Here is a 21216-nt window from a genome sequence, read left to right as displayed (position 1 = left end):
GCCCTATCGCAATGCGCGAATAGTCTCGCTTAGCCGATGAATATGTTTGGCGCCAATGCCGCAGCATCCGCCAACCATATTCGCGCCGTCTTCGACCCACTGGCAGGCAAAATCATTGTAGCGTTTTTCTGTCAGATCAGCGCGAACGGCATGGAGGGTCTCGTTGGCGGCACCATCTTCACCGGAGTCAAAGGCATTGGCATAGACCCCGATTTGCAAGTTTGAATCCTGCTCGGCAATGACCGCGGAGGCGGCCTTTACCGCCTTTGACATCACTTCGGGGCGGCTGCAGTTGAACAGCAATGCGCTTGCTCCTGAAGAGACTGCCCAGTTTGCCGCATCGGTGACCCTTTCACCGGAGCGCAGTTTTGGGGCTGCATCATTATCGTCCGGGCCGTCGGCCAATGTGAAGGAAATCCAGAAAGGTTTGCCACTTTGCGCTGTCGCAACACGGACTGCGTCGGCTTCGGCTATGAGGCTCAAGGTTTCGCCAAGCCATACATCCACATAAGGCGAAAGGTTTTGAACGAGGACGGCCAGGTATTTCTGAACATGTTCAGGCTGAAACAAGTGCGGTTCATAAGAACCGAAGATCGGCGGCAAGGAACCGGCAACGAGAATCTTCCGATCGCTGCAGCCGTCAGCGGCCTCGCGCGCAAGGCGACCGGACCGCGCTATCAGCTCGGCCCCGATCTGCCAGAACCGCTCTTCGCCGATGTGAAAGGGTACGAGCGCGTAGCTATTCGTCGTCACGACATCCGCGCCGGCCTGAATGAACTGATCGTGGACCTGCCGAACGATATCGGGCCTGTCGATGAGCGCTTGCGCAGACCACTCCGGCTGACGCAGCTCCGCCCCCAGACGTTGCAGTTCGCGGCTCATGCCACCGTCGAGAATTTTCACCCTGTCCATTCTACTTATTTCACTCTGCTGTTCGGCCACCGCTGAGCCCAATGAGATTTGCCAGCTCGAAGGCTGTCCCCAAAATAATATGCGCCTTAGATAGCACCCACACCTAACTTGGATATTTGGCCTTGAGAGAGGTCAGACCAACTTCAGCGGCAAGTTTAGCCATCCATCCTATATCCGCAACCACTTAAGAAAAACGAGGCTGCCTCGCGTGCATGGTCCTCCATCTGTGCCTTTACCGGCGACAGATCCGCATGAAAGAGCGAAGATATGATCATCGGCAGCAGCACCAGATCGATGAAATAAGTTGTCGTTCTCTGCAGATTTTCAGGCGCAAAAGCAGGCAGGGACTTCAGTTCCTCCGCTCCCGCCAGCTCTGCCAAGAGTTCAATTGCGATTGCTTTGCCATGCGCCCGCATGGCGTAGTGGATCGTGGTCGCTAAGTCCGGATGGCGTGTTGCTTCGCCGATCACGCTGCGTATCAGCCCGATCGTCTCTGTACGGATCGCACGCTGAACAATCAGGATGCCAGCAGATTGGAAGCGCTCAACGATGGTACCGGAGGTCACAGAGCCGACCATGTCGTCTGACCTTCGTGCCCAGCGCAGGACGACTTCTCTGAACAGAGTTTCCTTATTGGTGAAGCGCGCATAGATGCTCGGCTTTCCCGCTTTGGCGAGCTCCGCAATCTCGTCGATACTCGCACCTTCATAACCGCGAGCGATGAAGATGTGGAGCGCTGCCTCAAGAATTCTCTCTTCGACCTCGCCCTCTTTTTCCCGCGGCGGACGACCACGTCGCGGTGTTCCCGTCTTCAGAGCTTTGATTTTCGGCTTTGCCATATCTCGCGGCATGACGGACCTCACTCATTTTTGATTGCCTTTGACACCGCTTCGCACCGGCGCCGTGTCTTGACTATCACCTCAATCAGGTTTACGCCAATAATAAAATAAAACGTTTCGTTTCATTTAATAGATGATGAGAGAAGAGGTATGAAATGAGCACGCCTCAGGATGAGACTTTTGGCAAATTGATCGTACTGGAACCGAAAACGGCTAAGGCAACGAGCGATCAGACCGGGCTTGACCTCAGACATGAAACAGCAGAAGCGCCGCAACCTGTCGAACAAACGCGCACAGACCAAGACAGGGTCGATGTTTCCGATCAGCAGGAACAGAAAGAAGAAAAAGGCGGCCGCTCCCGCCGCCGGAAAATGCTTCTATTCGGAGGCACCGCACTCGCCGCTGCCGCCATCGCCACCTACATCTACTGGGACAACAGTTCCCATTATGAAAGCACCGACGATGCCTTTATCGCGGCGCGGCAATATGCGGTCACCTCGCGTGTGGCGGGCTATATCTCTGACGTTGCCGTGACGGATAACCAACATGTCAAGGCAGGCGACGTAATCGCCCGGATCGACGACCGCGACTACCAGACGGCTCTGGAGCAATCGGAGGCGCAGGTCGCTGCGGCAAACGCCAATATCAAGAATACCGGGGCCCAAAAACGGGTTCAGGAAGCGAATGTGGAAGAGGCCAAGGCGCAGGTCGCACAGGCCGAGGCAAACCTCGTCTTTGCCCAGCAGCAGAGCGACCGCTATCAGACGCTGGTAAAGAGCGGTTCCGGTACGCTTCAGGAGGCGCAGCAATATGCCTCGCAACTGCACCAGCAGGAGGCTGCCCTCACCACCGCCCAAGCGTCGCTAACCGCAGCGCAGCGTCAACTCGACGCCGATGACTTCCAGATTGCTAATGTTGAGGCCACTCTAAGGCAGGACCAAGCCCAGCTCGATCAGGCTAGGCTCAATCTTTCCTATACGACCATCACAGCGTCTCAGCCAGGTCGTGTGGTGCAGCTATCTGCCGGCGACGGCGAATACGTCCAGGCAGGCACGGATCTCGCCATGTTTGTTCCGGACAAACTTTGGGTCACCGCCAACTTCAAGGAAACCCAGCTCGATCATATGCGGCCGGGCCAGCCGGTGACGCTCACCATCGACGCGTATGGAGGGCGTGAAATCGATGGCCATGTTGCAAGCGTGCAACCGGGATCTGGAACGGCCTTCGCGCTCCTTCCATCAGAGAACGCGACTGGCAACTATGTGAAGATAGTCCAGCGCGTGCCGGTCAAAATCGCGCTCGATGACACACCGAGCGATATTGCCCTCGGGCCTGGCATGTCCGTCGTCCCGACCGTGCGGGTCGACCCTAGCCTGTCTGTTTGGGAAAGCCTGAGGAACCTGCTGTGAGCACGAGCGCCGCGGCCAGACCACTGGCAAACCCCTGGATCATTGCGATCGTCGTTGCCCTCGCCAGCTTCATGGAGGTGCTCGACACAACCATAGCCAATGTCGCCCTGAATTATATTTCGGGCGGCCTCGGTGTCAGCCAGGACGAAGCATCCTGGGTGGTCACCACGTATCTCGTCTCGAACGCCGTGATCGTCACTGCGACGAGTTACCTCGTGCGCATTCTGGGGCGCAGGACATTCTTCCTGAGCTGCCTCGCATTGTTCACGATCAGCTCGGTCATGTGCGGGTTTGCGCCCAACCTGCAGTTCCTCCTGCTCGCGCGCGTTCTTCAAGGCATCGGCGGCGGTGGCATGGTGCCCGTTGCGCAATCCATTCTCGCCGACAGCTTCCCGCCGGAAAAACGCGGCCAAGGCTTTGCACTATTCGGTGTGGCCGTCGTCGTTGCCCCTGTCGTCGGACCGACATTGGGCGGATGGCTGTCCGATAATTTGTCCTGGCACTGGTGCTTCCTGATCAATGGCCCCGTCGGCATCCTGACGCTTGCCGCCGTTGCGGCTTTGGTCAAGGAACCGTCAGGCGCTGCCGAGGAACGTGCTCAAAGGCGGAGCCAAGAGCCCGGCTTCGACTGGATCGGTTTCGGCCTCGTCGCCACTTTCCTTGGAATGCTGGAACTGATGCTTGACCGAGGCCTGGAGGACGACTGGTTCGGCTCCAACTTTATCATTACCGCAGCTGTGATCTGCGCTCTTGCCTTCTTGCTGATGATCCCTTGGGAACTGAAGCACAAGAATCCGGCTGTCGATATCAGGATGTTGGTCGGTCGCCAGTTTGGCACCTGCTTTCTCGTGATGATGGCGACCGGCGCACTCCTGCTTGCCACAACGCAATATCTACCGCAGCTTGTTCAGCAAGACCTCGGCTACACCGCAACTTGGGCCGGACTGATGTTATCTCCCGGTGGCTTGGTCACGATGGCCATGATGTTTGTGGTTGGCATCCTCTCATCGAAGGTACAACCAAAATACCTGATCGCCATCGGAGCGGGCTTCGTCGCCTTGTCGATGTACCAGGTAACGAGCGTCTACAGTGCCGTTGGCTTTTGGTACCTCGCCAAAGCCCGCATGCTGCAGGGGATCGGTCTGCCGTTCATTTTTCTACCGATCACCTCTGCTTCCTACGACGGTATTCCACCCACCAAGACGGACCAAGCCTCCGCTCTTTTGAATGCCGCCCGTAACACAGGAGGATCGATCGGCGTGTCGCTCATTTCGAACATCATCACCCACCGCGAACAGTTCCATCAAAGCCGCTTGGTCGAACATCTCATTCCGTCAAACGGGACCTATCAGGATACTGTGAAGCAGCTCAGCAACTATTTCATGGCGCAAGGCAGCTCACTAGCGACATCCAAAGAGCAGGCGCTCGGCTGGATCAATCAGCAGATACAAAGCCAGGCATCGTTTCTGTCCTATGTCGACGCATTCTGGGTTCTGACGCTGATTTCGCTGGCTGCTATTCCGCTCGCCCTGACGCTGCGCCGCGTCACACTCGGCAAGGAAGCACCGATGGGACACTAGTCAATCGTGACGCTATTTGCGGAACTTCGCGTAAACTCGCGCTCGTCGCTAAAATTGCTTGCCTATGAAAACATCTTTCCGAAACCGGTTATGCGGCTGGGGTCATATCCCGCCGCCGACAATCCGCCATAAACCGCCGTCGCCACGCTGTCATGGACAGGAATGCCATATGCAGATTCCAATTGATCCACGATCGAAGCGCCCGCAAGGTTGGTGCAGAAAACCGCAATCGAGTCTGGTTTTGATCGTGCTAGCCCTTCCACCATCGTTGAAATCGTTTCTTTGGTGACTTCGGCAAAACTGAAGTTATCTTTAATGCCTAGATGGCGCTCGCAGATGATTTCGACGCCCTCCTTTGCGAAAGACTTAACGATGGCGGCCTGCACGTCATCGGTGTAAGGAGAAACAAGGCCGATCCTAGTCTCGTTTCCCTTCCGCATGACGTCGAAAAGAGCGAGTACCGAAGACGACGCCTTGATTCCTGTTATCGCTGTAATGCGCTCGCAAAGACGGCGATCACTGTCCAGTCCGAGCCAGCCGGCGCTCGTGCCATTCCACACGATGACATCGACCTTGGCATCGGCCAAGAGTTCAGCGGCGCTCATCATAGGACGGTCGTCAAACTGGCTGAGCAGTGCTTCATCAAGGCCGATCGCGGTGACGCGAAATCGCGAGAAATGGGCCGTCACGCCAGAAAGGTTCTGGATCATCCGCATGGTAACGGGTTCAAGGACGGTGTTGGAGGATGGCGTCAGCATCCCGATGCGGAGCGGTTTCATTTTAAATCCTAATTATACAATTCATTAAGCATGGATGGGTGGGCGGCCAATGTTGGGTAGGACCGCCTCGAAGGCTGCAGCCGCCGACAGCACCTTGGCGTCGCCGAGATGTGGACCGATGATTTGCAGGCCGATCGGCAGGCCATCGACAAGCCCGCATGGCACACTGGCGGCCGGTTGCCCCGTCAGGTTGAAGGGGGAGGTAAAGGGGCACCATTCGTAAGGCACAATGGGTTTGCCATCGATCATCGATGGACCATCCTGATCCTTGGCGAAGGCGGTAACGGACAGGGTCGGCGTCAAGATGACGTCGCACTCGCTCATCACTTTTGCTATCTCATCGACGAATGCCTTGCGGGCGGTTATCGCATCAGTCGCGTCCACAAATGGCCGCGTCTCGGAAAGCAAATCCGTGACAGCCTTGGCGACGGGAAGCGGCTTTGCTTTCAACAGCTTTTCCATTCCGGAAAGATCCGTTTCCAGAGCAACGATCGTTTTGAACGTCGCATGGACATCGATTTGCGGTGGAGCGCCGATAACGAGTTCTAGCCCGCAGGCTTCCGCGAGGTGCGCGACCGCTTTATCCGTTGCGTCCTTCAAGGCCTGTTCGATCGCCTGATCGTGCCATGTTGGCCAGTAAAGCACCTTGGTGCCTCGAGGTAATGGCGCAATGTCTGTCCAGTTAATATCTGCACATGGGATCGACCAGCGATCACGCGGATCAGGCCCTGCAATCACGGACAGCACGAGCGATGCGTCAGCAACGTCGCGAGCGAGCGGGCCGATATGCTCGATCGATTCCCAACCCGATACGCCTGGCAAGGAGATATCGCGGCATCCGGGCCAAAGCGGCACACGACCCATTGCAGCTTTAACCCCGACAAGGCCTGACAGCGCTGCCGGCAAGCGAACGGAGCCGCCGCCGTCGCTTCCGATCGCAATCGGACAAATGCCCGCGGCGACAGCTGCCGCCGAACCGGCGCTCGAGCCGCCTGGAGATCGCTCCGTATCCCAAGGATTTCCAGTGGCCGGGAAAAGAAGATTATTGCCATGCGCACCGAAGCCGAACTCTGATACGTTCGTCTTTCCGATGATGATGGCATCGGCTGCTTTCAAGCGCTCCACGACGATATCATCGTGATCAGGTATATAGTCGGCATAAAGGTTGGATCCGAAGGTGGTTCTAATGCCTTTTGTCAGAACCAGATCCTTGATTGCGACCGGTACCCCGGCCAGAGGCCCAACCGCTTCTTTGCGCGCAATCTTGCCATCCACTTTATCGGCTGCGGCATAGGCCTGCTCTCGAGCAATCGTCGCAAATGCGTGGATTTCATGCTCGACCTTGTCAAGAGCCGCGAAGGCCGCATCTAGAATTGCGCGGGCGGATACCGTGCCGGAGGCGACGCGCTGTGCGATCGTTCGAGCCGAAAGACTTGGATATTCTTCGATAAGCATGCAATCCTCCTAGAGGGGGTTTTATAGTCGCGGCGATATCGGGGAATGGCTTGCCAGTAGCGAACGCTCGAGTGCTGCCGAAAGACCAATGGACGGTTTGGGGTCCGGTCTGCGAAAGCTGCCGGCGGACGGCTTTTTCGTATTAAGGGCAACGAGAAGCTCGGCCTGCTTGACCGCCGCAACCACAGACTCCACCACCGGCACCGGGATGCGGTCGCGTACCCGTCCCGCAAGTCCGGCCAGCGGGGCACCGGCCAGAATGATGACATCGGCACCGTCATGCTCGATAGCGCTTCGCGCCAAGTCAACCAGAAGGTCTTCCTTCTCGTCCTGCACAGTAGCCAATGATGCGAACGCTCCGTCCAGAAGCCGGATGCTTGCCAACCGGTCGAGAAGGCCATGCATTGCCACGCATTCGCGAAACCAGGGCCCGAGCGCGCGGGAGAAGGAAACAATCGAAAAGCGCTGACCGAGCATGCAGGCGCTGAGCATGGCAGCTTCGGCCAGGCCGATCACAGGAACGGACATTAGCTCGCGGGCGCCGCCGAGGCCCGGATCGCCGAATGCGGCAATGATGGCGACGTCGAAGTCGCCTTCGTGTTCGGCCAGAGTCTCGAGAACAATTCCCGAGGCGATGGCCGCCTCCGCCCTTGTCGCAATGTACGGGATGCCGCGCGGCGCAGTCACAGGAATGAGGGTAGATCCAGACCAAAGAGCGGGGCTTGCCGCCTCAACCAAAAGGTCGGTCACCTCACGCGATGTATTGGGATTGAAGAGCAAAATTCTAGTCATGACCGGTCTTCCCCACCGGCACGATGACAGGCCACCAGACCGCCGTCAGTGGTCGGCACCAATTCCGGCATGACTTGTGTACAGATAGGCAGTTCGACGGGACAACGACCGGAAAAGCGGCATGCATTCGGGTTCGGATCGATCGGACTTGAGGCAGAACCTTCAAGCTTCGTGCGGACTGCATTCTTCCGCAAGGGATCGGGAATAGCATCGATCAAAGCGCGTGTATAAGGATGGCGCGGACTGAAATAGATCGATTTCGACGGTCCGAATTCGACGATGCGGCCAAGATACATCACCGCAATCTTGTCGCAAAGAAGCCGCACGACATTGAGATCGTGCGAGACGAAGAGATAGCTCATATTTCGTTGCGCCTGCAGTTTCGACAAGAGCTTAAGAATGAGCGACTGAACTGAGACATCGAGGGCCGATGTCGGTTCATCGAGAACGAGAAGCTTCGGATCGACAACGATCGCACGCGCGATTCCGACACGGGCTTTTTGTCCGCCGGACAGTTGGTGCGGATAACGGCTGCTATATTCCTTTGGCAGGCCGACATCATTAAGGGCGGCCAGGACCTTTTCAGTGATCTCTTTGCCTGTTCCACCAACGAGTCGCTTCAAGGGATCGGCAATGGCCTGAAAGACGGTAAAGCCTGGATTGAGGCTTTCAGTCGGGTCCTGAAAAACCACCTGGATATCACGGCGCAAACGAGATGCACCGAAAGTTTTTGCCGGCATGTTGGCGATCTCGACGCCGGAAACCTTGATTTGTCCTTCGGTGGGATCGATGAGGCGAGCAAGCAGGCGCGCGAGGGTCGATTTTCCGCAGCCGGATTCGCCGACAAGGCCGATGCATTCGCCTTGCGAAATCGTCAGGTCGACCTCGTCAACGGCATGGAGCATTTTTCGGCGGAAACTGCCCACCGGATAGCGCTTCGACAGGCTCTGAATTTCAATCAAGGGTAAAGAAGAAGCAATCATAGGGGATGCCTGCAGCGAACGGAGTGATCCCCACCGATCGGCCGAAGCGGGATCGGTGCGGCTTGGCAGTCCGGCTGTTGCCGGTCGCAGCGATGAGAAAACCGACATGGTGGAAGCTCGGCCCTCAAATCAGGCAGGCTGCCGCGTATCGACGCAAGATGCTCGAGCTCCGTTTCAGCCGTCGGCGTCGCTGCAAACAGACCCTTCGTATAAGGATGGGCGAAATGTGCCCGCAATTCGTCAGCAGGCGCCACTTCCACGATGTGCCCAGCATGCATCACAGCGATCCGGTCGCAATATTCCCCGGCAAGCGCAAGATCATGCGTGATGACGATCGCGGACATCCTGGTTTCCCGGACGAGCTCGCGGATCAGGTCCATAACCACAGCCTGGGTGGTGACGTCCAGACCGGTCGTCGGCTCGTCCGCGATCAGCAACGACGGCGAGCAGGCCAGTGCCATGGCAATCATCACCCGCTGGCACATCCCGCCCGAGAGCTCGAAGGGATAGGCTTGATAGCGGCGTTCGGGATCGGGAATGCGTACACGTGCGAGAGCAGCGATTGCAGCGGTCTTGGCGTTGGCTCTGGAAACCGGGCCGTGCCGCCTCAGGACATCCTCGATCTGCCGCCCGACGCGCATGATCGGGTTTAGAGCAGTGCGCGGGCTCTGGAAGATCATAGACAACTCACGACCGCGGATCGTGGCAAGCGGCGAGTTCGGGCCAGCGAGATCAAGCCCACCGAACTCGATCTTATCCGCCTTGATCTCGGCATTCGCATCGAGCAGGCCCATGAGCGCGTAGGAAAGGACCGACTTGCCCGATCCGCTCTCACCAACGATCCCCATGATCTCACCTTTTGGAAGAGAGAAGGTAACATCGTTGAGAACCTTCACAGTGCCGGACCGCGTCGTGAAATTGACGTTAAGGTTCATCACGGAAAGCAATGGTACACTCATGTCCGCCTCCTAGGATCAATGATGTCTCTTAATCCGTCACCGATCAGGTTGAAGCAAAAGACGGTGATGACCAACGCCGCGCCAGGAAAGATGAAGGTCCACCACTCGCCCGAAAAGATGTAGGAGGCGCCTTCCGAGACCATGATTCCCCATTCCGGGGTCGGTGGACGAACGCCAAGGCCGATGAAGGAAAGACCGGCCGCATTGAGGATAGCCCAGCCGAGGTTGAGGGATCCTTGCACCATCATAGTGGGCAGAATGTTCGGGACAATATGAAACGCTAGCAGCCGAAACGGCCTGTTTCCCCCCATTCTCCCCGCCTCGACATAGGTCATGTCGCGGCGGACATTGACTTCACTTCGCGCGAAGCGGCTGTAGAATGGCAGATTGATGATGGCCGTTGCTAGCACGATGTTCTCGACGCTGTTGCCAAGGGCAGCAACGATACCCATGGCCAAGACGAAGAGGGGAAATGCCATGATCGTGTCCATGATACGGCCGATTACGGCATCTACCCAGCCACCAAAGTAGCCGGCAATCGCACCGGTCGCTGTGCCGATGATGAACGACAATGCGACTGCACCGATCGCCATGCCAATGTCGAGCCGCGCGGCAATCGCGACACGGCTGAGAATATCGCGTCCGAGCGCATCGGTTCCAAACGGATGCGTCAGGCTTGGTGCCTTCAAAGCGGCGGCTGAATCCACCGCCAACGGATCGTAGGGTACGACGAAGGGTGCGAGCAGTGAAATGAGGATGAAGAGCAGCATGATCAGCGCCGCGGCGAGTGTCAGTTTGTTCTCGCTGGCCACGTGCCGGGCATCGCGCCAGAAGTTGCTGGTATGTGAGGGAAAAGAGGTGGTTTCAACCATCGTAGCGAACCCTTGGATCGATCGCGGCCGCGGTGAAGTCGACCATGAGGTTGAGGAGGATGTAAAGGATCGCCATCATCAGGACGAAGCCCTGGACGGCGGCATAATCCGAGGTAATCACAGCATTTACCGCATAGGCGCCAATCCCTGGCCAGGCGAAGACCTGTTCGACGAGAACATTGGCTCCCAGTAGAAACGAAAAGACCATTCCGAGAATGTTCACGACGGGCAACATTGCATTGCGCAGACCATACCCATAGACGATCTTTGTTCGAGACAGCCCCATGGCACGCGCAGTGCGGCAGAAGTCGCTTGACAGCGAAGCCAGCATCGAGGCCCGTGCGATACGTGCTATCGGGGCAAGCGCAAAGAGCCCAAGCGAGATCGAGGGAAGCACGAGTTGGGAAAGGCTTGCCGCGAAGGCTTGCATATCTCCAGCCAACAGCGTGTCAACGAGATAAAGCCCGGTCACTGTTGGCGGTATAGAAAAATATGTGTCGTTCAACCGGCCAAGCGGTTCAGGCGCAATGCCAAGCTTGAAATAAAAGGCGTAGACCAAGCCCAGAGCCACGAAGAAGGTTGGGAAGGCTGCTCCGACTGAAACGATGATGCGACAGAGATGGTCGATCGACTTGCCCGGGCGTGTTGCGGCCGCGATTCCTAGCGGAAGTCCAATCAGAAGTGCAAACACCAGTGCGCAAAGCGTCAGTTCGATGGAGGCAGGCAGGCGGGTTACCAGATCCTGAAACACTGGCTGACCGCTCGAGAGCGAGGTGCCGAGATCCCCATGAAGGAGATGGGATGTATAATCTGCGAACTGAAACCAGAGTGGCTTGTCGAGCCCTAACGCCTTGCGGATCTGAGCAATGCTTTCAGGCGTCGCCGAGGAACCGGCATAATAGGCAGCGGCATCGCCGGGCAAAGCTCGGGCCAGCAAAAAGGTGACGACAACGACGCCGATGATGCTGGGAATCGCCGTTACGATCCGCTTCGCAAAATTCATGGCTATCTTCATACCCTCAATCCCCGCACACCTTTACAAGCCAATTGCCGCCCTCTGCTGAGGGGCCGGGAGCCGCCATGAGGGTGGCCCCGGCCTAGTTTGCTATTCTTTCGAGATCGCCTTCAGGTCGAGATGCGTGTGGAACCAGTAGACGTAACCCTTGACATTCTTCTGCATAGCGATGTCCGAGTAGAGATGGGCCACCGGAACGCGCGGCACGTCATCCATGGCAATGGTGTTCATCTTGGTGATGATTGCATCATAGGCCTTGGGATCGCTTTCGAAGCGCGCCTGCTCGATCAGCTTGTCCAATTCCGGGTTGGCGTAATTCGCCGTGTTGAAGACGCTATTGTTCTTCCCGTCATACGTCCAGAAATAGAAGTACTCAGGATAGTCCAGCCAGCCGTAGAAGTAGTTGATGTCCATCGGCATGCTCTTTGACCCCATTTTGGCGAACCACTCGGAGCCGGGCACTTTGTGGATTTCGATGGTGATGCCAATCTTCTTCAACTGCTCCTGAATCAGCAGTGCCATCGGTTCTTGAACCGTAGTCTGGCTCATATCGATATATAGATCGCTCTTGAAACCATCGGCGTAGCCGGCCTCCTTGAGAAGCGCCTTGGCCTTGTCGAGATCAGTGTTGTAATAGGATGCGACTGGCCACTTCGGCGGGAACGGCTGCGACGGATCGGCTCCGAAGAGAGGCTCACCGCGCTGATAAAGCGCCTGCTTCATTATGCTCTCGTAGGGAAGAGCATAGGCAATAGCTTGGCGGACCCGCTTGTCATCGAATGGCTTCATCGTGACGTTGAGGTCAACGTTGAACTGTTCGTTCTGCATCAGGGTGCCGATGACGTTCACCTTGCCAGCCGCAGCAAGCTCAGCGTAGTCCTTCGGCGGAAGTCCAACGGAGACATCGACATCGCCCTTCTCTAACAAGGCACGGCGTGTGCCCGGCGAGGCTATCTCACGAAGGACGACCCGCTTAAGGGCCGGTTTGGCTCCGGATTTCCAGTTGTCGAAACGCTCGAAAACGATCCTGTCGCCACTCTTCCAACTACCCACCTTGAAGGGACCGCCGCCGGCATCGTTGAGTGACGTCCATTTCAGCGCCCATGGGTCATCCGCCGTCGCGTGCTGAAGCGCAAGCTTCTTGTTGACAACATAGGGCACGGGAACCGCAAGATCCGGCAGAGTAAGCTTATCAGCCTTATCAAGTGTGATCTTGAACGTGTGCGCATCGATGGCGGAAAACTGCTTGGGATCGGTCATCGAACCCGCCGCCATCTGCACTGACGGAAAGCCGCCAACCGAGACAGCGCGGTCGAACGACCACTTGACATCCTCCGCTGTTACCGGTGAGCCGTCATGGAAGGTGGCGTCCTCGCGCAGATGGAAGATCAGTGTCTTGCCACCGTCTTGAATCTCCCAACTTTTGGCGAGCTCCGGCTCAATCTTGGTCGCATCGTACATGAGTTTACCATCGGGCAGTGTCTTTGTTCCGTGCGTGATCAGACGATCATAAAGCTGCCAGGACGTCATCTGCGAGAATTCGTTGGCGGCCGGCGCCATGGCATCGAGCGAGTTCGGCCCATGCTCAGCGACTTCGATCAAGACATCTTTCGGCGTTTCTGCGCGTGCAGCGCCATGAAGAAGACCAAGAGACACGCTCGCCGCAATGATGATGGCTTTATGGGAGCTATAGGCTTGCATGCGAGAGATCACGGAGGATTTGCTATTGGCCATGTAGGACAAACCTTGTGCTGGGGTGGCAGACATAAATCATCCTGCAAAGGTCATGCCACATTCTATGTCATTGAAAGGAATGTATTTATTTATAAATTGCATTATTTATGTAATTGTAAACCTGCATTATCTGTGATCTGTATGCTTCAATTTTAGTCACGCAGTTGGCTTGTCTCACTGGTCCACAGTTGGATATCAGTGAGGCCAAATGCTCAGATGATGTTCAAGGACACGGCTATGGATGAGAACGACGACTTGCCAACCACCACCGTCTACCCGGTGGCGATTAAGCGGGCCTCGCTTCATCATCACGTCGTCGACAAGTTGCGTGAGATGGTCAGCCGCGGCGATCTGCCTGCCGGTGAACGATTAAATGAAGTTGCCCTCGCGCAGGCACTTGGTGTTTCTCGAACGCCTATGCGCGAGGCCGTCAAATTACTGGCGTCAGAGGGCTTGCTTGAACTGCTGCCGGGCCGGGGCGCGCGTGTTCGTCAGTACTCGGCTGAAGAATTGATGGACGTCTTTGACGTTCTCGGCGCGCTCGAGCGACATGCGATCGAGATTGCCGTCTCTAGAATGAAGCCCAAAGCACTTGCTGCAATCGAGCGCCTCCATATTCAAATGGGCGAAGCATATGCCAAGCGTAATAAGAAGGCCTATTTCAAGGCTAACCAAAAACTGCATGGACTCATCGTCGAATTGGCGGGCAACCCGCAACTCGCAGCAACGCATATGACCCTCACCAAGCAATCGGTTCACAACAGGCATGAAACCTTGATGTCCGAGCAACGATGGAAGGAGTCCGTCGCCGAACACCAGGCCATTTTTGACGCCATTGTCGCCAAAAACGCAGCGCTAGCAGGCGTTCTGATGTTGGATCATAGCCGTAAAACAGGCGCTGCCGTCGTCGACGCAGCTCGTGCGGCCAACGAAATCAGGGCGGCAAGCAGTCGATGACGATGCCGGCCTTTCATCCACAGTGCCTGTAACCGCCATTCTGATCTCCCTCGCATCTGCCCGAATAGTATTGATAGACGGAACGTTAACGCGATGGGCTGTCGCAGACCACGCAGCCAGACAAGCTCTCGGATATCCTGTCTTTCCCAACAAGGCGCTCAATGCCTTGGTGAATTCTGGGAGAGGAGAGCAAACAGCAAGCTCGGACACTATCAAGGCTCGCGTCTTCTGTTGAGGCTTCGATTTACGAAAACATCTTTTCAAGCTCTTCAACATGTTGCGCCTAATGCAGCCTTACGTCTGCCGGGTCGAAGCCGGCATAAAGCTACCTTGCCCGCACTCACTGCGCACGTCTCAAAAGCTTCTAAGTGGTCGACGTCTCAGAGGCTTCTCGGCGCGACACCATTTTTGCGACTTCGAGCATATGCTCGTTTCCCCAGCCGCAAAGCGGTTTTAGTGCCTCGGCAAGCGTCTGCCCGAATGGCGTGATGGAATACTCGACCTTGGGAGGAATTTCCTTGAAATCGAGGCGACCGACGACACTGTCTGCTTCCAGTTCTTTGAGCTGCTGGATGAGCATCTTGTCGCTGACATTGCCGATGGCGCGCCTCAGGTCACCATAGCGCCGGGCCTGATAGGTCAGGTGATAGAGGATCAATGGCTTCCACTTTCCGCCGATGACGGCCAGCGCCGCGTCGAGACCGCAGGAAAAATCCGTCTTGGCCATCTATCTCTCTCCAGGCACTTACTAAAAGGTGCATACTAGTATTCTGGAAAGCCTCTGTCTATTTCACTTTGCGGTTCATCGGCAAAAGGAGATCGAGATGAGCAGACTTCAAGGAAAGGTCGCGGTCATCACAGGGGCAACGAGCGGTATCGGCCTCGCAACCGCCAAACTATTCGCTCAGGAAGGTGCGTATGTTTATATCACGGGACGCCGCAGAGACGTTCTGGACAAGGCCGTCAGAGAGATCGGCGGAAATATTATTGGGGTCCAGGCCGACTCCAGCAGCAATGCCGACCTGGACCGCTTGTATAGCCAGGTAAAGTCCGAACAGGGCCGTCTCGACATTCTCGTCGCTAATGCCGGCGGCGGGACGATGCTCCCCCTCGGACAGATAACCGAGGAACAGGTTGATGACACCTTCGGTCGTAACGTCAAGGCTGTGATCTTTACCGTGCAGAAGGCGCTTCCCCTGATGGGAAAAGGCGCGTCGATTATCCTGACGGGTTCGACTGCAGGCACCGAAGGCACACCCGCTTTTTCCGTTTACTCCGCCTCAAAGGCAGCGGTGCGCAATCTGGCTCGTTCCTGGGTGCTGGACCTTAAGGAGACCGGCATCCGCGTCAACGTCCTTTCTCCAGGAGCGACCCGCACCCCCGGCTTGCTTGGGCTGGCAGGCGAGAGCAAGGATCAGCAACAGGGGCTTATCGACTTTGCTGCCTCACGCATACCGCTCGGCCGCGTCGCAGAAGCAGAAGAAATTGCCAAGGCTGCCCTCTTCTTGGCATCGGACGATGCGAGCTTCGTCAACGGTGCAGAACTCTTTGCCGATGGCGGTCAGGCGCAAGTTTGATAAAAAGCTTAAAGGCGAGCGGACTTGGCGCCGCTCCCCTTGTCGGGTCGAGCTACAGCTCGCCTAGAGACCCGGCCAAAGCATGTCCGCACTGAGCGACAATATCGCGAATTTGTTCGCAATATCTTTTATCGCTCTCTCCCTAAAGGCTTTCAAAGCTGCATGCACGGCAACAGTGTATAGGCCAAGCGACGAAATGTGATGTGTGCTCGCATGAAGGTGATCGAAGAAGCCATTCTTTCAGCCGCATTGCGACGGATGAGGCTATACGCGCCAACCTGACGACGACCGGAGACGTTGATGTCCGACACCATGGCAATTGCAGCCGACACACCCAGAACCCAGTATCGGCCATCCCAACGGCTGCTTCATTGGTCTATGGCGATCGTTATCATCTGCGCTCTGACAATAGGTCTTTATTGCTCTTATCTCACGCCAGGCATCCCGTTGCGTCGCGCACTTTTGGACGTGCACAAATCACTTGGCATGGCGGCGCTTTTCCTGATCGCGATCCGCCTGCCGCTGCGTCTGTCGGTTGGAGAGCCCGCCTACCAACAGCCGCTTTCCGTTTTCAATCATTACGCGGCCAGAGGCGCACATATCCTTCTCTATGTCCTCATGATCGTGATGCCGCTTGCCGGCTACACCACGTCTGCAGCCGGCGGTCACGACCTGCCGTTCTTCGGTCTGTTCGAGTGGCCGAATATAGTTCCGCAGGACAAAGGGCTCGAAAGAATTTCGGCCGAAGTCCATCACTATGCCGGCTATTGTCTTCTCGCGATTGTCAGCCTGCACATTCTGGCCGCCCTATGGCACCATTTCATTGTCAAGGATAACGTGATGAAAAGGATGACGTTCTAAGCACTCGTCCGGATGGCTGGCCGACTGTCGAAGCACTTTAAGCAGTGTAAACCTGCCGCGACATGTTGAGAGATCAAACGAAGATGGAGCCGATCGTCTTCAATCGTTTCGCCTGGTGGAAAGCACCTTTGAAGTCCGCCCTGCCGCATCTGGCTTTCATTTAGCCCGTGATCGCCTTGCCTTCGTGGCGAACCCGGAAGTTTCGCCTTTGAAAGTCTTCCGTAAAACAGACGAAGACCAGCTCAAGATCATGGTCGCTGTGGCGCTTCCCAAGGAGACTCAACGAAGCGACGATGACGCTGTTATAGCCACGGGTGAGCCGGAAGGCCGCGTTCCGCATCTCTGTCGTTTCCGCGTCCCTACGATCTTCGCGCCGCTCGTAAATGACCCAGAACCGAGCTGCGTCCCAGAAGACCCGCAGCATTTCCCTGACTTCAGCAAGAAATTCCTCGGCGCTGATGCCAGGCGACCAAGGCAGTGGCGTCTCGCCAGCATCACTTACGGCGTTAAAGTAGCCATCATATGCACGACCCGAAGTCAGCGCCTCCTCAATCGCTTCGAATGCAGAACTTTCGGCAACTGTCGTCTTGAAAAGGATGGCCATGGAATCGATGCAAGATGCGAGGAAGTCTTCCGACAAGACTACAGATGGCCAACTCTGTTAGCAATGCTTTCCGTCCGCTCCTGGTGAAGGCCTGTCCGCTTGGACTTCTTCCTTTCCAGGCTTGCTACCCATTAACGATTCGTTAACCAAATTCCTCCAGGCTTTCTATTGACGGCTGAAGGGCCGGCGAAAGAAGGAGAGGAGCATGAAGCTCGTCACGCTTCCGAATAAGATTGTCCACACCGCACAACACACTTTGCTGGTCATGAAGGACGATGAGACATCTCAAGTGGTTTGCGTTGTCGCCCCTGATCGAAAACCATCGGAGATCCAATCCCAACTTCCCGTCATCGAGATGGTGGCCAGCAGGAAGCTTATGCGGGGCGATCTCGCGTTTGACGGTCGTGTTTGGGTTATCCCAGACGAGATTGCGACAGCGCATCCGACTTGAGGGCATTCTGGCGTTTTGCGCGAGGAGGCTAACACGTCGCCAGGATGGTCACCCGCAATGAGGACGATGCTCGTTGAACGCGAAACGAATACCGACATTGAAGCGCGGGTATGATCTGCCTGCCGGTCGCAAGCAGAAGGATGCGGCAGCGCAATGCGAGCGATGTGCCTATTGCTTAGCGTCCAATGAAGCTTGCGACGATGCTTTTAAAAACGTGCCTCGATCATCGCTATAGATATCGATCAGCGACAAGGCGCCATCCGGTCCCTGACCAGGCTCAAAATCCCGCTGCGTCTTCACGATTTTTCCGTTTGCCGTGGATATCCAGACCTTTGCTGAAGCGACGTGGTCGAAACGGCTCCAATCTGCGGCGTAAACCAGATTTTCCGCATCTCCGGCACGTTCTCTTCCTAGTGGCCTGCAGTTCTGAAATTTTGTTCGCGACGAGGAATGTAAGCTGTAAAAGCCGTATCTCTTCTTCTTTTTCGTGGGAGCTCCATTCGGAAGAATCCGCTCGTAGAGAACCGCATCATCAAAGAGATCAACCGCGTATAGCTCCACCTGGTCGGGCCAGTTCACCTTGTAAATGTCTTCGACCATCCGACCGGAATTGTGGACTGACTCGTAAGCACGATTGACAGCCTCGCAGCTCGGATCCTCATCCGAAGTCCGTTCCACCAGCCCGAAGCTTCGTTTATCCTCGGCCCTCAGGTTGTTATGCCCTATGAGGATAGCCGCAAGCGCAAGACTGAAGACAAGGCCACGGTTTATAGGCTTGTGAATATGAGTTCGGACGCTCTTTGCTGAGACTGCTGCGTGCCCCATGGTCTTTAAAATCAAAGGATAGAACCCTGTTCTCTTCGAAATTTGTTGTCTTTTAGATTTTGCAGCGCTTCGGCCAAACGCTGCTCCGTCAGCTATACCGCTTGGTAGCATGGCACATGCAAACTGTAATACCAAATCCCCAATGCGAAATGCCGATATCCGGACGACGGAGGGGATCAGACATGGCACAGCGATCGGGTCCCGTCACATAGCAGTTCGGCAGCCCTCTAAGGTCTGCATCGAAGGAACGCCGGATAGGTCCCTGTCACGCTGTGCATGTCCTCATATATGTCCTCCTCCGCCGCTGCTCACTGATCCGATCAAGCCTTGGCCGCTACCGGAAGACGGAACGGCGCGCCGAGGCGATTGAAGGCGTTCATCGCGGCAATCGTAATCGTCAGATCAACAAGGTCCTTTGGCTCGAAGGCAGCTGCGGCTGCGGCATAGGCCTCGTCAGAGGCGTGCGTCTGGCTGACATTCGTCACTTCCTCGGCCCAGGCAAGAGCGGCCCGTTCCTGTTCGCTGAACAGATGGGGCACCTCCTCCCAGACCGGCACCAGAGTGATCTTGTCCACTGACATCGTCTTACGGAGATCGCGGCTATGCATGTCGATGCAGTAAGCGCAACCGTTGATCTGCGACACGCGCAGGAAGACGAGGTGGATGAGTTCCTCCGGCAGGTTCGTCTTTGTCGTTACGTAGTGGTGGACACCATAGAGCGCCTTTGCGCCCTCAGGGGCGACTTCGGACCAGTTCATGCGGGACATCTTCTTTTTTCCTTTCTTGGGGACACGGCTCTCCGTTCGCCGGAGACGCCGTCGTTGTTCGTTCAGTTTTTGCGGATTGGGCCTTGGAGGACGCGCTACGGCTTGCGCGGCGTCGTCAGGACGGCATCGTCGGTGTCGACGACGAAGACGGCGAGCAGCTTCGCCGGCTCGGTCTTGCTAGCATTGGCGCTGACATCGTGGCGGTCGCCCGGCAACTCGGTGAAGTTCTCACCGGCTTTAAAGGTCCTCGTCTCGTCGCCGTTCACGGCGCTCTCGATCGCGCCTTCGAGAACCGTGGCGTAGATCAGCGCGGACTTTGCATGCGTATGGGCGGAGCTGTAGCCGCCGGGTCCATACTCAACGATCACGCCCTTGACGCTTTTGCCGGGAACGTCTGGGAGAGGATGCTCATAGACCAGCGTCACTTTCGCATCCTTCGTATCGTAAGCGGGTCCGGCCTTTGCGATGTCGTGCGCGGAGGCAGTCGCGAGAGAGACGATGAGCGCCGTCGCGGCATAGAAGATGGTCTTCATGATCGATCTCCCCTGCCTATTCCCTCAGCCACTCGGCGATCGTGATCCGGCCCTTGATGTAGTCTCCACCGGGAACAAGAGAGTCTGTGACGACCGGGGCGCCAAAGTATTCGAGTGTCGCATCTGCCTTGACGGGCGAGGCGTCGCCCTTGGCATTGAGATACGTTTGGATGAAAGATACGAACGGTGCTCGCTCAGGCCCCGCAAGATCGACTGTGCCGTTCTTCGGCTCAGCCAGCGCGACGTCGACAAGCGCGGCGGCGACGTCGTCCGCAGCAATCGGCTGAAAATCGATGTCTGGAACGTTCACGGTACCCTCAACGGCATAGGCGCCGACCAGTGTCTCCATGAATTCGTGAAACTGCGTTGCGCGGACGATGGTGTAGGATTGCCCAGACGCGGCGACCGCTTCTTCCTGGGCGAGCTTACCTGTCATATATGGATTTGCACCAAGACCATCCGCATTGACGATCGACAGCACGACATGATGACGAACACCTGCGAGCTTCTCTGCGCTTGTTAGGTTCCGGCTCGAGGTGCCGAAGAAGTCGATCAGCGCTTGCCGGTCGAACGACATCAAGTTGGACACGTCGATAACGGCGTCTGCGCCTTTAAGGGCTTCAGCCAGTCCTTCTCCGGTATATGCGTTGATGCCGTTGCGGGAACTGGCGACAATCGCTTCATATCCCGCCTCCTGTAATAGCTTGACCGCCTTTGAGCCAATGAGGCCAGTGCCGCCAATGACGACGACCTTTTTCAGCTTACTCATGTCTTTCTCTCCTATGACGAGGTACGATTGCCCGTCTTGCGTTCGTGGAGTTCAAGGAATGCGCATCCGCGGGCGGCGATACCGCCGTCATCGTTTGCGCTAAGGTCCGCCATAAGGTCCGCGATGGACACTTTGGCGAGTTCTGCGCGATAGGCTTTTTCGGCCTTCAGCATCGCGGCGTTGATCTGGCAAGGCTTTGTAAAGTAGCGCGCCGGCAGAGGGTTTGGCCCTCGCTGGCGGATCTCTGCGCAGCGAAAGGCAGGCGCCGGTCCTTCGACCGCAAGTACAATGTCAAGCAGACTGATATCCTTCGGAAGTTTGGCCAACCTATAGCCACCCTTGGGGCCGGGTGTCGTCGCGACGATCCCTGCTGCGGACAACGCCTGGAGATGCTTCAGCAAATAACTCGTCGAAACACCGTGCAGTTCGGCAAGGGCAGCTGCCGACAAAACGCCGTCGTCGGATAGGCCCGCGAGGAATGCCGTGCAATGGATCGCCTGTTCAATACCTTCGCTTAGTTTCACGGTTCATCTCCTAATCACG

Annotated in this window: 23 protein-coding genes; 6 read left to right on the top strand and 17 right to left on the bottom strand. The window is 56.5% G+C overall.

The genetic code is table 11. The features are described 5' to 3' along the window. Positions 1–3: 3 nt before the first annotated feature. Complete coding sequence (locus VQ830_RS18430) at positions 4–912, bottom strand: homocysteine S-methyltransferase family protein (protein ID WP_337269618.1); 909 nt, start codon at positions 910–912, stop codon at positions 4–6. Between the two features lie 155 nt (positions 913–1067). Continuing rightward, positions 1068–1763 carry a TetR/AcrR family transcriptional regulator gene (locus VQ830_RS18425; protein WP_337269617.1) on the bottom strand — a complete coding sequence of 232 codons (696 nt, stop codon included), beginning with the start codon at positions 1761–1763 and terminating at the stop codon, positions 1068–1070. A gap of 143 nt (positions 1764–1906) precedes the next feature. Between VQ830_RS18425 and VQ830_RS18420 the strand changes: the two genes are divergently transcribed. After that, the gene (locus tag VQ830_RS18420) at positions 1907–3160 is read left to right on the top strand and encodes an HlyD family secretion protein (protein ID WP_337269616.1); all 1254 of its coding nucleotides are present in this window, start codon (positions 1907–1909) and stop codon (positions 3158–3160) included. Continuing rightward, on the top strand, positions 3157–4740 hold the full coding sequence (locus VQ830_RS18415; protein WP_337269615.1) for a DHA2 family efflux MFS transporter permease subunit: 1584 nt from the start codon (positions 3157–3159) through the stop codon (positions 4738–4740). The genes VQ830_RS18420 and VQ830_RS18415 overlap by 4 nt, the downstream gene beginning before the upstream one ends. 62 nt (positions 4741–4802) lie before the next feature. On the opposite strand, the gene VQ830_RS18410 is transcribed toward VQ830_RS18415, so the two are convergent. The 8 genes from VQ830_RS18410 to VQ830_RS18375 form a co-directional block, all read right to left on the bottom strand. After that, positions 4803–5519 (bottom strand): maleate cis-trans isomerase family protein, encoded by a 717-nt coding sequence (locus tag VQ830_RS18410; RefSeq protein ID WP_337269614.1) that lies wholly within the window; start codon positions 5517–5519, stop codon positions 4803–4805. A 24-nt stretch (positions 5520–5543) separates the two neighbouring features. Then, a complete protein-coding gene (locus VQ830_RS18405; protein ID WP_337269613.1) occupies positions 5544–6974 on the bottom strand; it encodes an amidase in 1431 nt (476 codons plus the stop codon). Positions 6975–6995: 21 nt separating this feature from the next. Next, positions 6996–7766 carry an aspartate/glutamate racemase family protein gene (locus tag VQ830_RS18400; RefSeq protein WP_337269612.1) on the bottom strand — a complete coding sequence of 257 codons (771 nt, stop codon included), beginning with the start codon at positions 7764–7766 and terminating at the stop codon, positions 6996–6998. Next, positions 7763–8749 (bottom strand): oligopeptide/dipeptide ABC transporter ATP-binding protein, encoded by a 987-nt coding sequence (locus tag VQ830_RS18395; protein WP_337269611.1) that lies wholly within the window; start codon positions 8747–8749, stop codon positions 7763–7765. The genes VQ830_RS18400 and VQ830_RS18395 overlap by 4 nt, the downstream gene beginning before the upstream one ends. After that, complete coding sequence (locus VQ830_RS18390; RefSeq protein ID WP_337269610.1) at positions 8746–9708, bottom strand: ABC transporter ATP-binding protein; 963 nt, start codon at positions 9706–9708, stop codon at positions 8746–8748. Before VQ830_RS18390 ends, VQ830_RS18395 begins: the two co-directional genes overlap by 4 nt. Then, the gene (locus VQ830_RS18385) at positions 9705–10580 is read right to left on the bottom strand and encodes an ABC transporter permease (protein ID WP_337269609.1); all 876 of its coding nucleotides are present in this window, start codon (positions 10578–10580) and stop codon (positions 9705–9707) included. The genes VQ830_RS18390 and VQ830_RS18385 overlap by 4 nt, the downstream gene beginning before the upstream one ends. Further along, the gene (locus VQ830_RS18380; protein ID WP_438618188.1) at positions 10573–11595 is read right to left on the bottom strand and encodes an ABC transporter permease; all 1023 of its coding nucleotides are present in this window, start codon (positions 11593–11595) and stop codon (positions 10573–10575) included. The genes VQ830_RS18385 and VQ830_RS18380 overlap by 8 nt, the downstream gene beginning before the upstream one ends. A gap of 90 nt (positions 11596–11685) precedes the next feature. Then, positions 11686–13362 carry an ABC transporter substrate-binding protein gene (locus VQ830_RS18375; RefSeq protein WP_337269607.1) on the bottom strand — a complete coding sequence of 559 codons (1677 nt, stop codon included), beginning with the start codon at positions 13360–13362 and terminating at the stop codon, positions 11686–11688. Positions 13363–13566: 204 nt separating this feature from the next. Between VQ830_RS18375 and VQ830_RS18370 the strand changes: the two genes are divergently transcribed. Next, on the top strand, positions 13567–14286 hold the full coding sequence (locus VQ830_RS18370) for a GntR family transcriptional regulator (protein WP_337269606.1): 720 nt from the start codon (positions 13567–13569) through the stop codon (positions 14284–14286). Positions 14287–14650: 364 nt separating this feature from the next. Here the strand turns inward: VQ830_RS18370 and VQ830_RS18365 are convergent, their stop codons facing one another. After that, positions 14651–15013 carry a winged helix-turn-helix transcriptional regulator gene (locus VQ830_RS18365; RefSeq protein ID WP_337269605.1) on the bottom strand — a complete coding sequence of 121 codons (363 nt, stop codon included), beginning with the start codon at positions 15011–15013 and terminating at the stop codon, positions 14651–14653. Positions 15014–15110: 97 nt separating this feature from the next. On the opposite strand from VQ830_RS18365, the gene VQ830_RS18360 reads away from it, so the two are divergent. Both VQ830_RS18360 and VQ830_RS18355 read left to right on the top strand, forming a co-directional pair. Further along, complete coding sequence (locus VQ830_RS18360) at positions 15111–15863, top strand: SDR family NAD(P)-dependent oxidoreductase (protein ID WP_337269604.1); 753 nt, start codon at positions 15111–15113, stop codon at positions 15861–15863. A 300-nt stretch (positions 15864–16163) separates the two neighbouring features. Beyond that, positions 16164–16724, top strand: coding sequence for a cytochrome b (locus VQ830_RS18355; RefSeq protein WP_337269603.1), 561 nt, complete (start codon positions 16164–16166; stop codon positions 16722–16724). 160 nt (positions 16725–16884) lie between these two features. On the opposite strand, the gene VQ830_RS18350 is transcribed toward VQ830_RS18355, so the two are convergent. After that, the gene (locus VQ830_RS18350; protein WP_337269602.1) at positions 16885–17328 is read right to left on the bottom strand and encodes a hypothetical protein; all 444 of its coding nucleotides are present in this window, start codon (positions 17326–17328) and stop codon (positions 16885–16887) included. Positions 17329–17533: 205 nt separating this feature from the next. On the opposite strand from VQ830_RS18350, the gene VQ830_RS18345 reads away from it, so the two are divergent. Further along, positions 17534–17779: a hypothetical protein gene (locus VQ830_RS18345; protein ID WP_337269601.1), complete on the top strand. Its 246-nt coding sequence runs from the start codon at positions 17534–17536 to the stop codon at positions 17777–17779. A 168-nt stretch (positions 17780–17947) separates the two neighbouring features. Here the strand turns inward: VQ830_RS18345 and VQ830_RS18340 are convergent, their stop codons facing one another. The 5 genes from VQ830_RS18340 to VQ830_RS18320 form a co-directional block, all read right to left on the bottom strand. Then, complete coding sequence (locus VQ830_RS18340; protein WP_337269600.1) at positions 17948–18457, bottom strand: hypothetical protein; 510 nt, start codon at positions 18455–18457, stop codon at positions 17948–17950. A gap of 467 nt (positions 18458–18924) precedes the next feature. After that, the gene (locus tag VQ830_RS18335; protein ID WP_337269599.1) at positions 18925–19371 is read right to left on the bottom strand and encodes a carboxymuconolactone decarboxylase family protein; all 447 of its coding nucleotides are present in this window, start codon (positions 19369–19371) and stop codon (positions 18925–18927) included. Between the two features lie 95 nt (positions 19372–19466). Then, positions 19467–19904, bottom strand: coding sequence for a cupin domain-containing protein (locus VQ830_RS18330; protein WP_337269598.1), 438 nt, complete (start codon positions 19902–19904; stop codon positions 19467–19469). A 16-nt stretch (positions 19905–19920) separates the two neighbouring features. Further along, entirely contained in the window at positions 19921–20673 is a 753-nt protein-coding gene (locus VQ830_RS18325; protein WP_337269597.1) for an SDR family oxidoreductase, read from the bottom strand. Positions 20674–20684: 11 nt separating this feature from the next. Beyond that, complete coding sequence (locus tag VQ830_RS18320) at positions 20685–21197, bottom strand: RrF2 family transcriptional regulator (protein ID WP_337269596.1); 513 nt, start codon at positions 21195–21197, stop codon at positions 20685–20687. Between the last annotated feature and the right edge of the window lie 19 nt (positions 21198–21216).

Source organism: Oryzifoliimicrobium ureilyticum, assembly GCF_037199735.1.
GTDB classification, from domain to species: Bacteria; Pseudomonadota; Alphaproteobacteria; order Rhizobiales; family Rhizobiaceae; genus Rhizobium; species Rhizobium ureilyticus.
The sequence above is the reverse complement of the archived record's forward strand: the minus strand, read 5'-3'. Positions and strand labels throughout refer to the sequence as shown.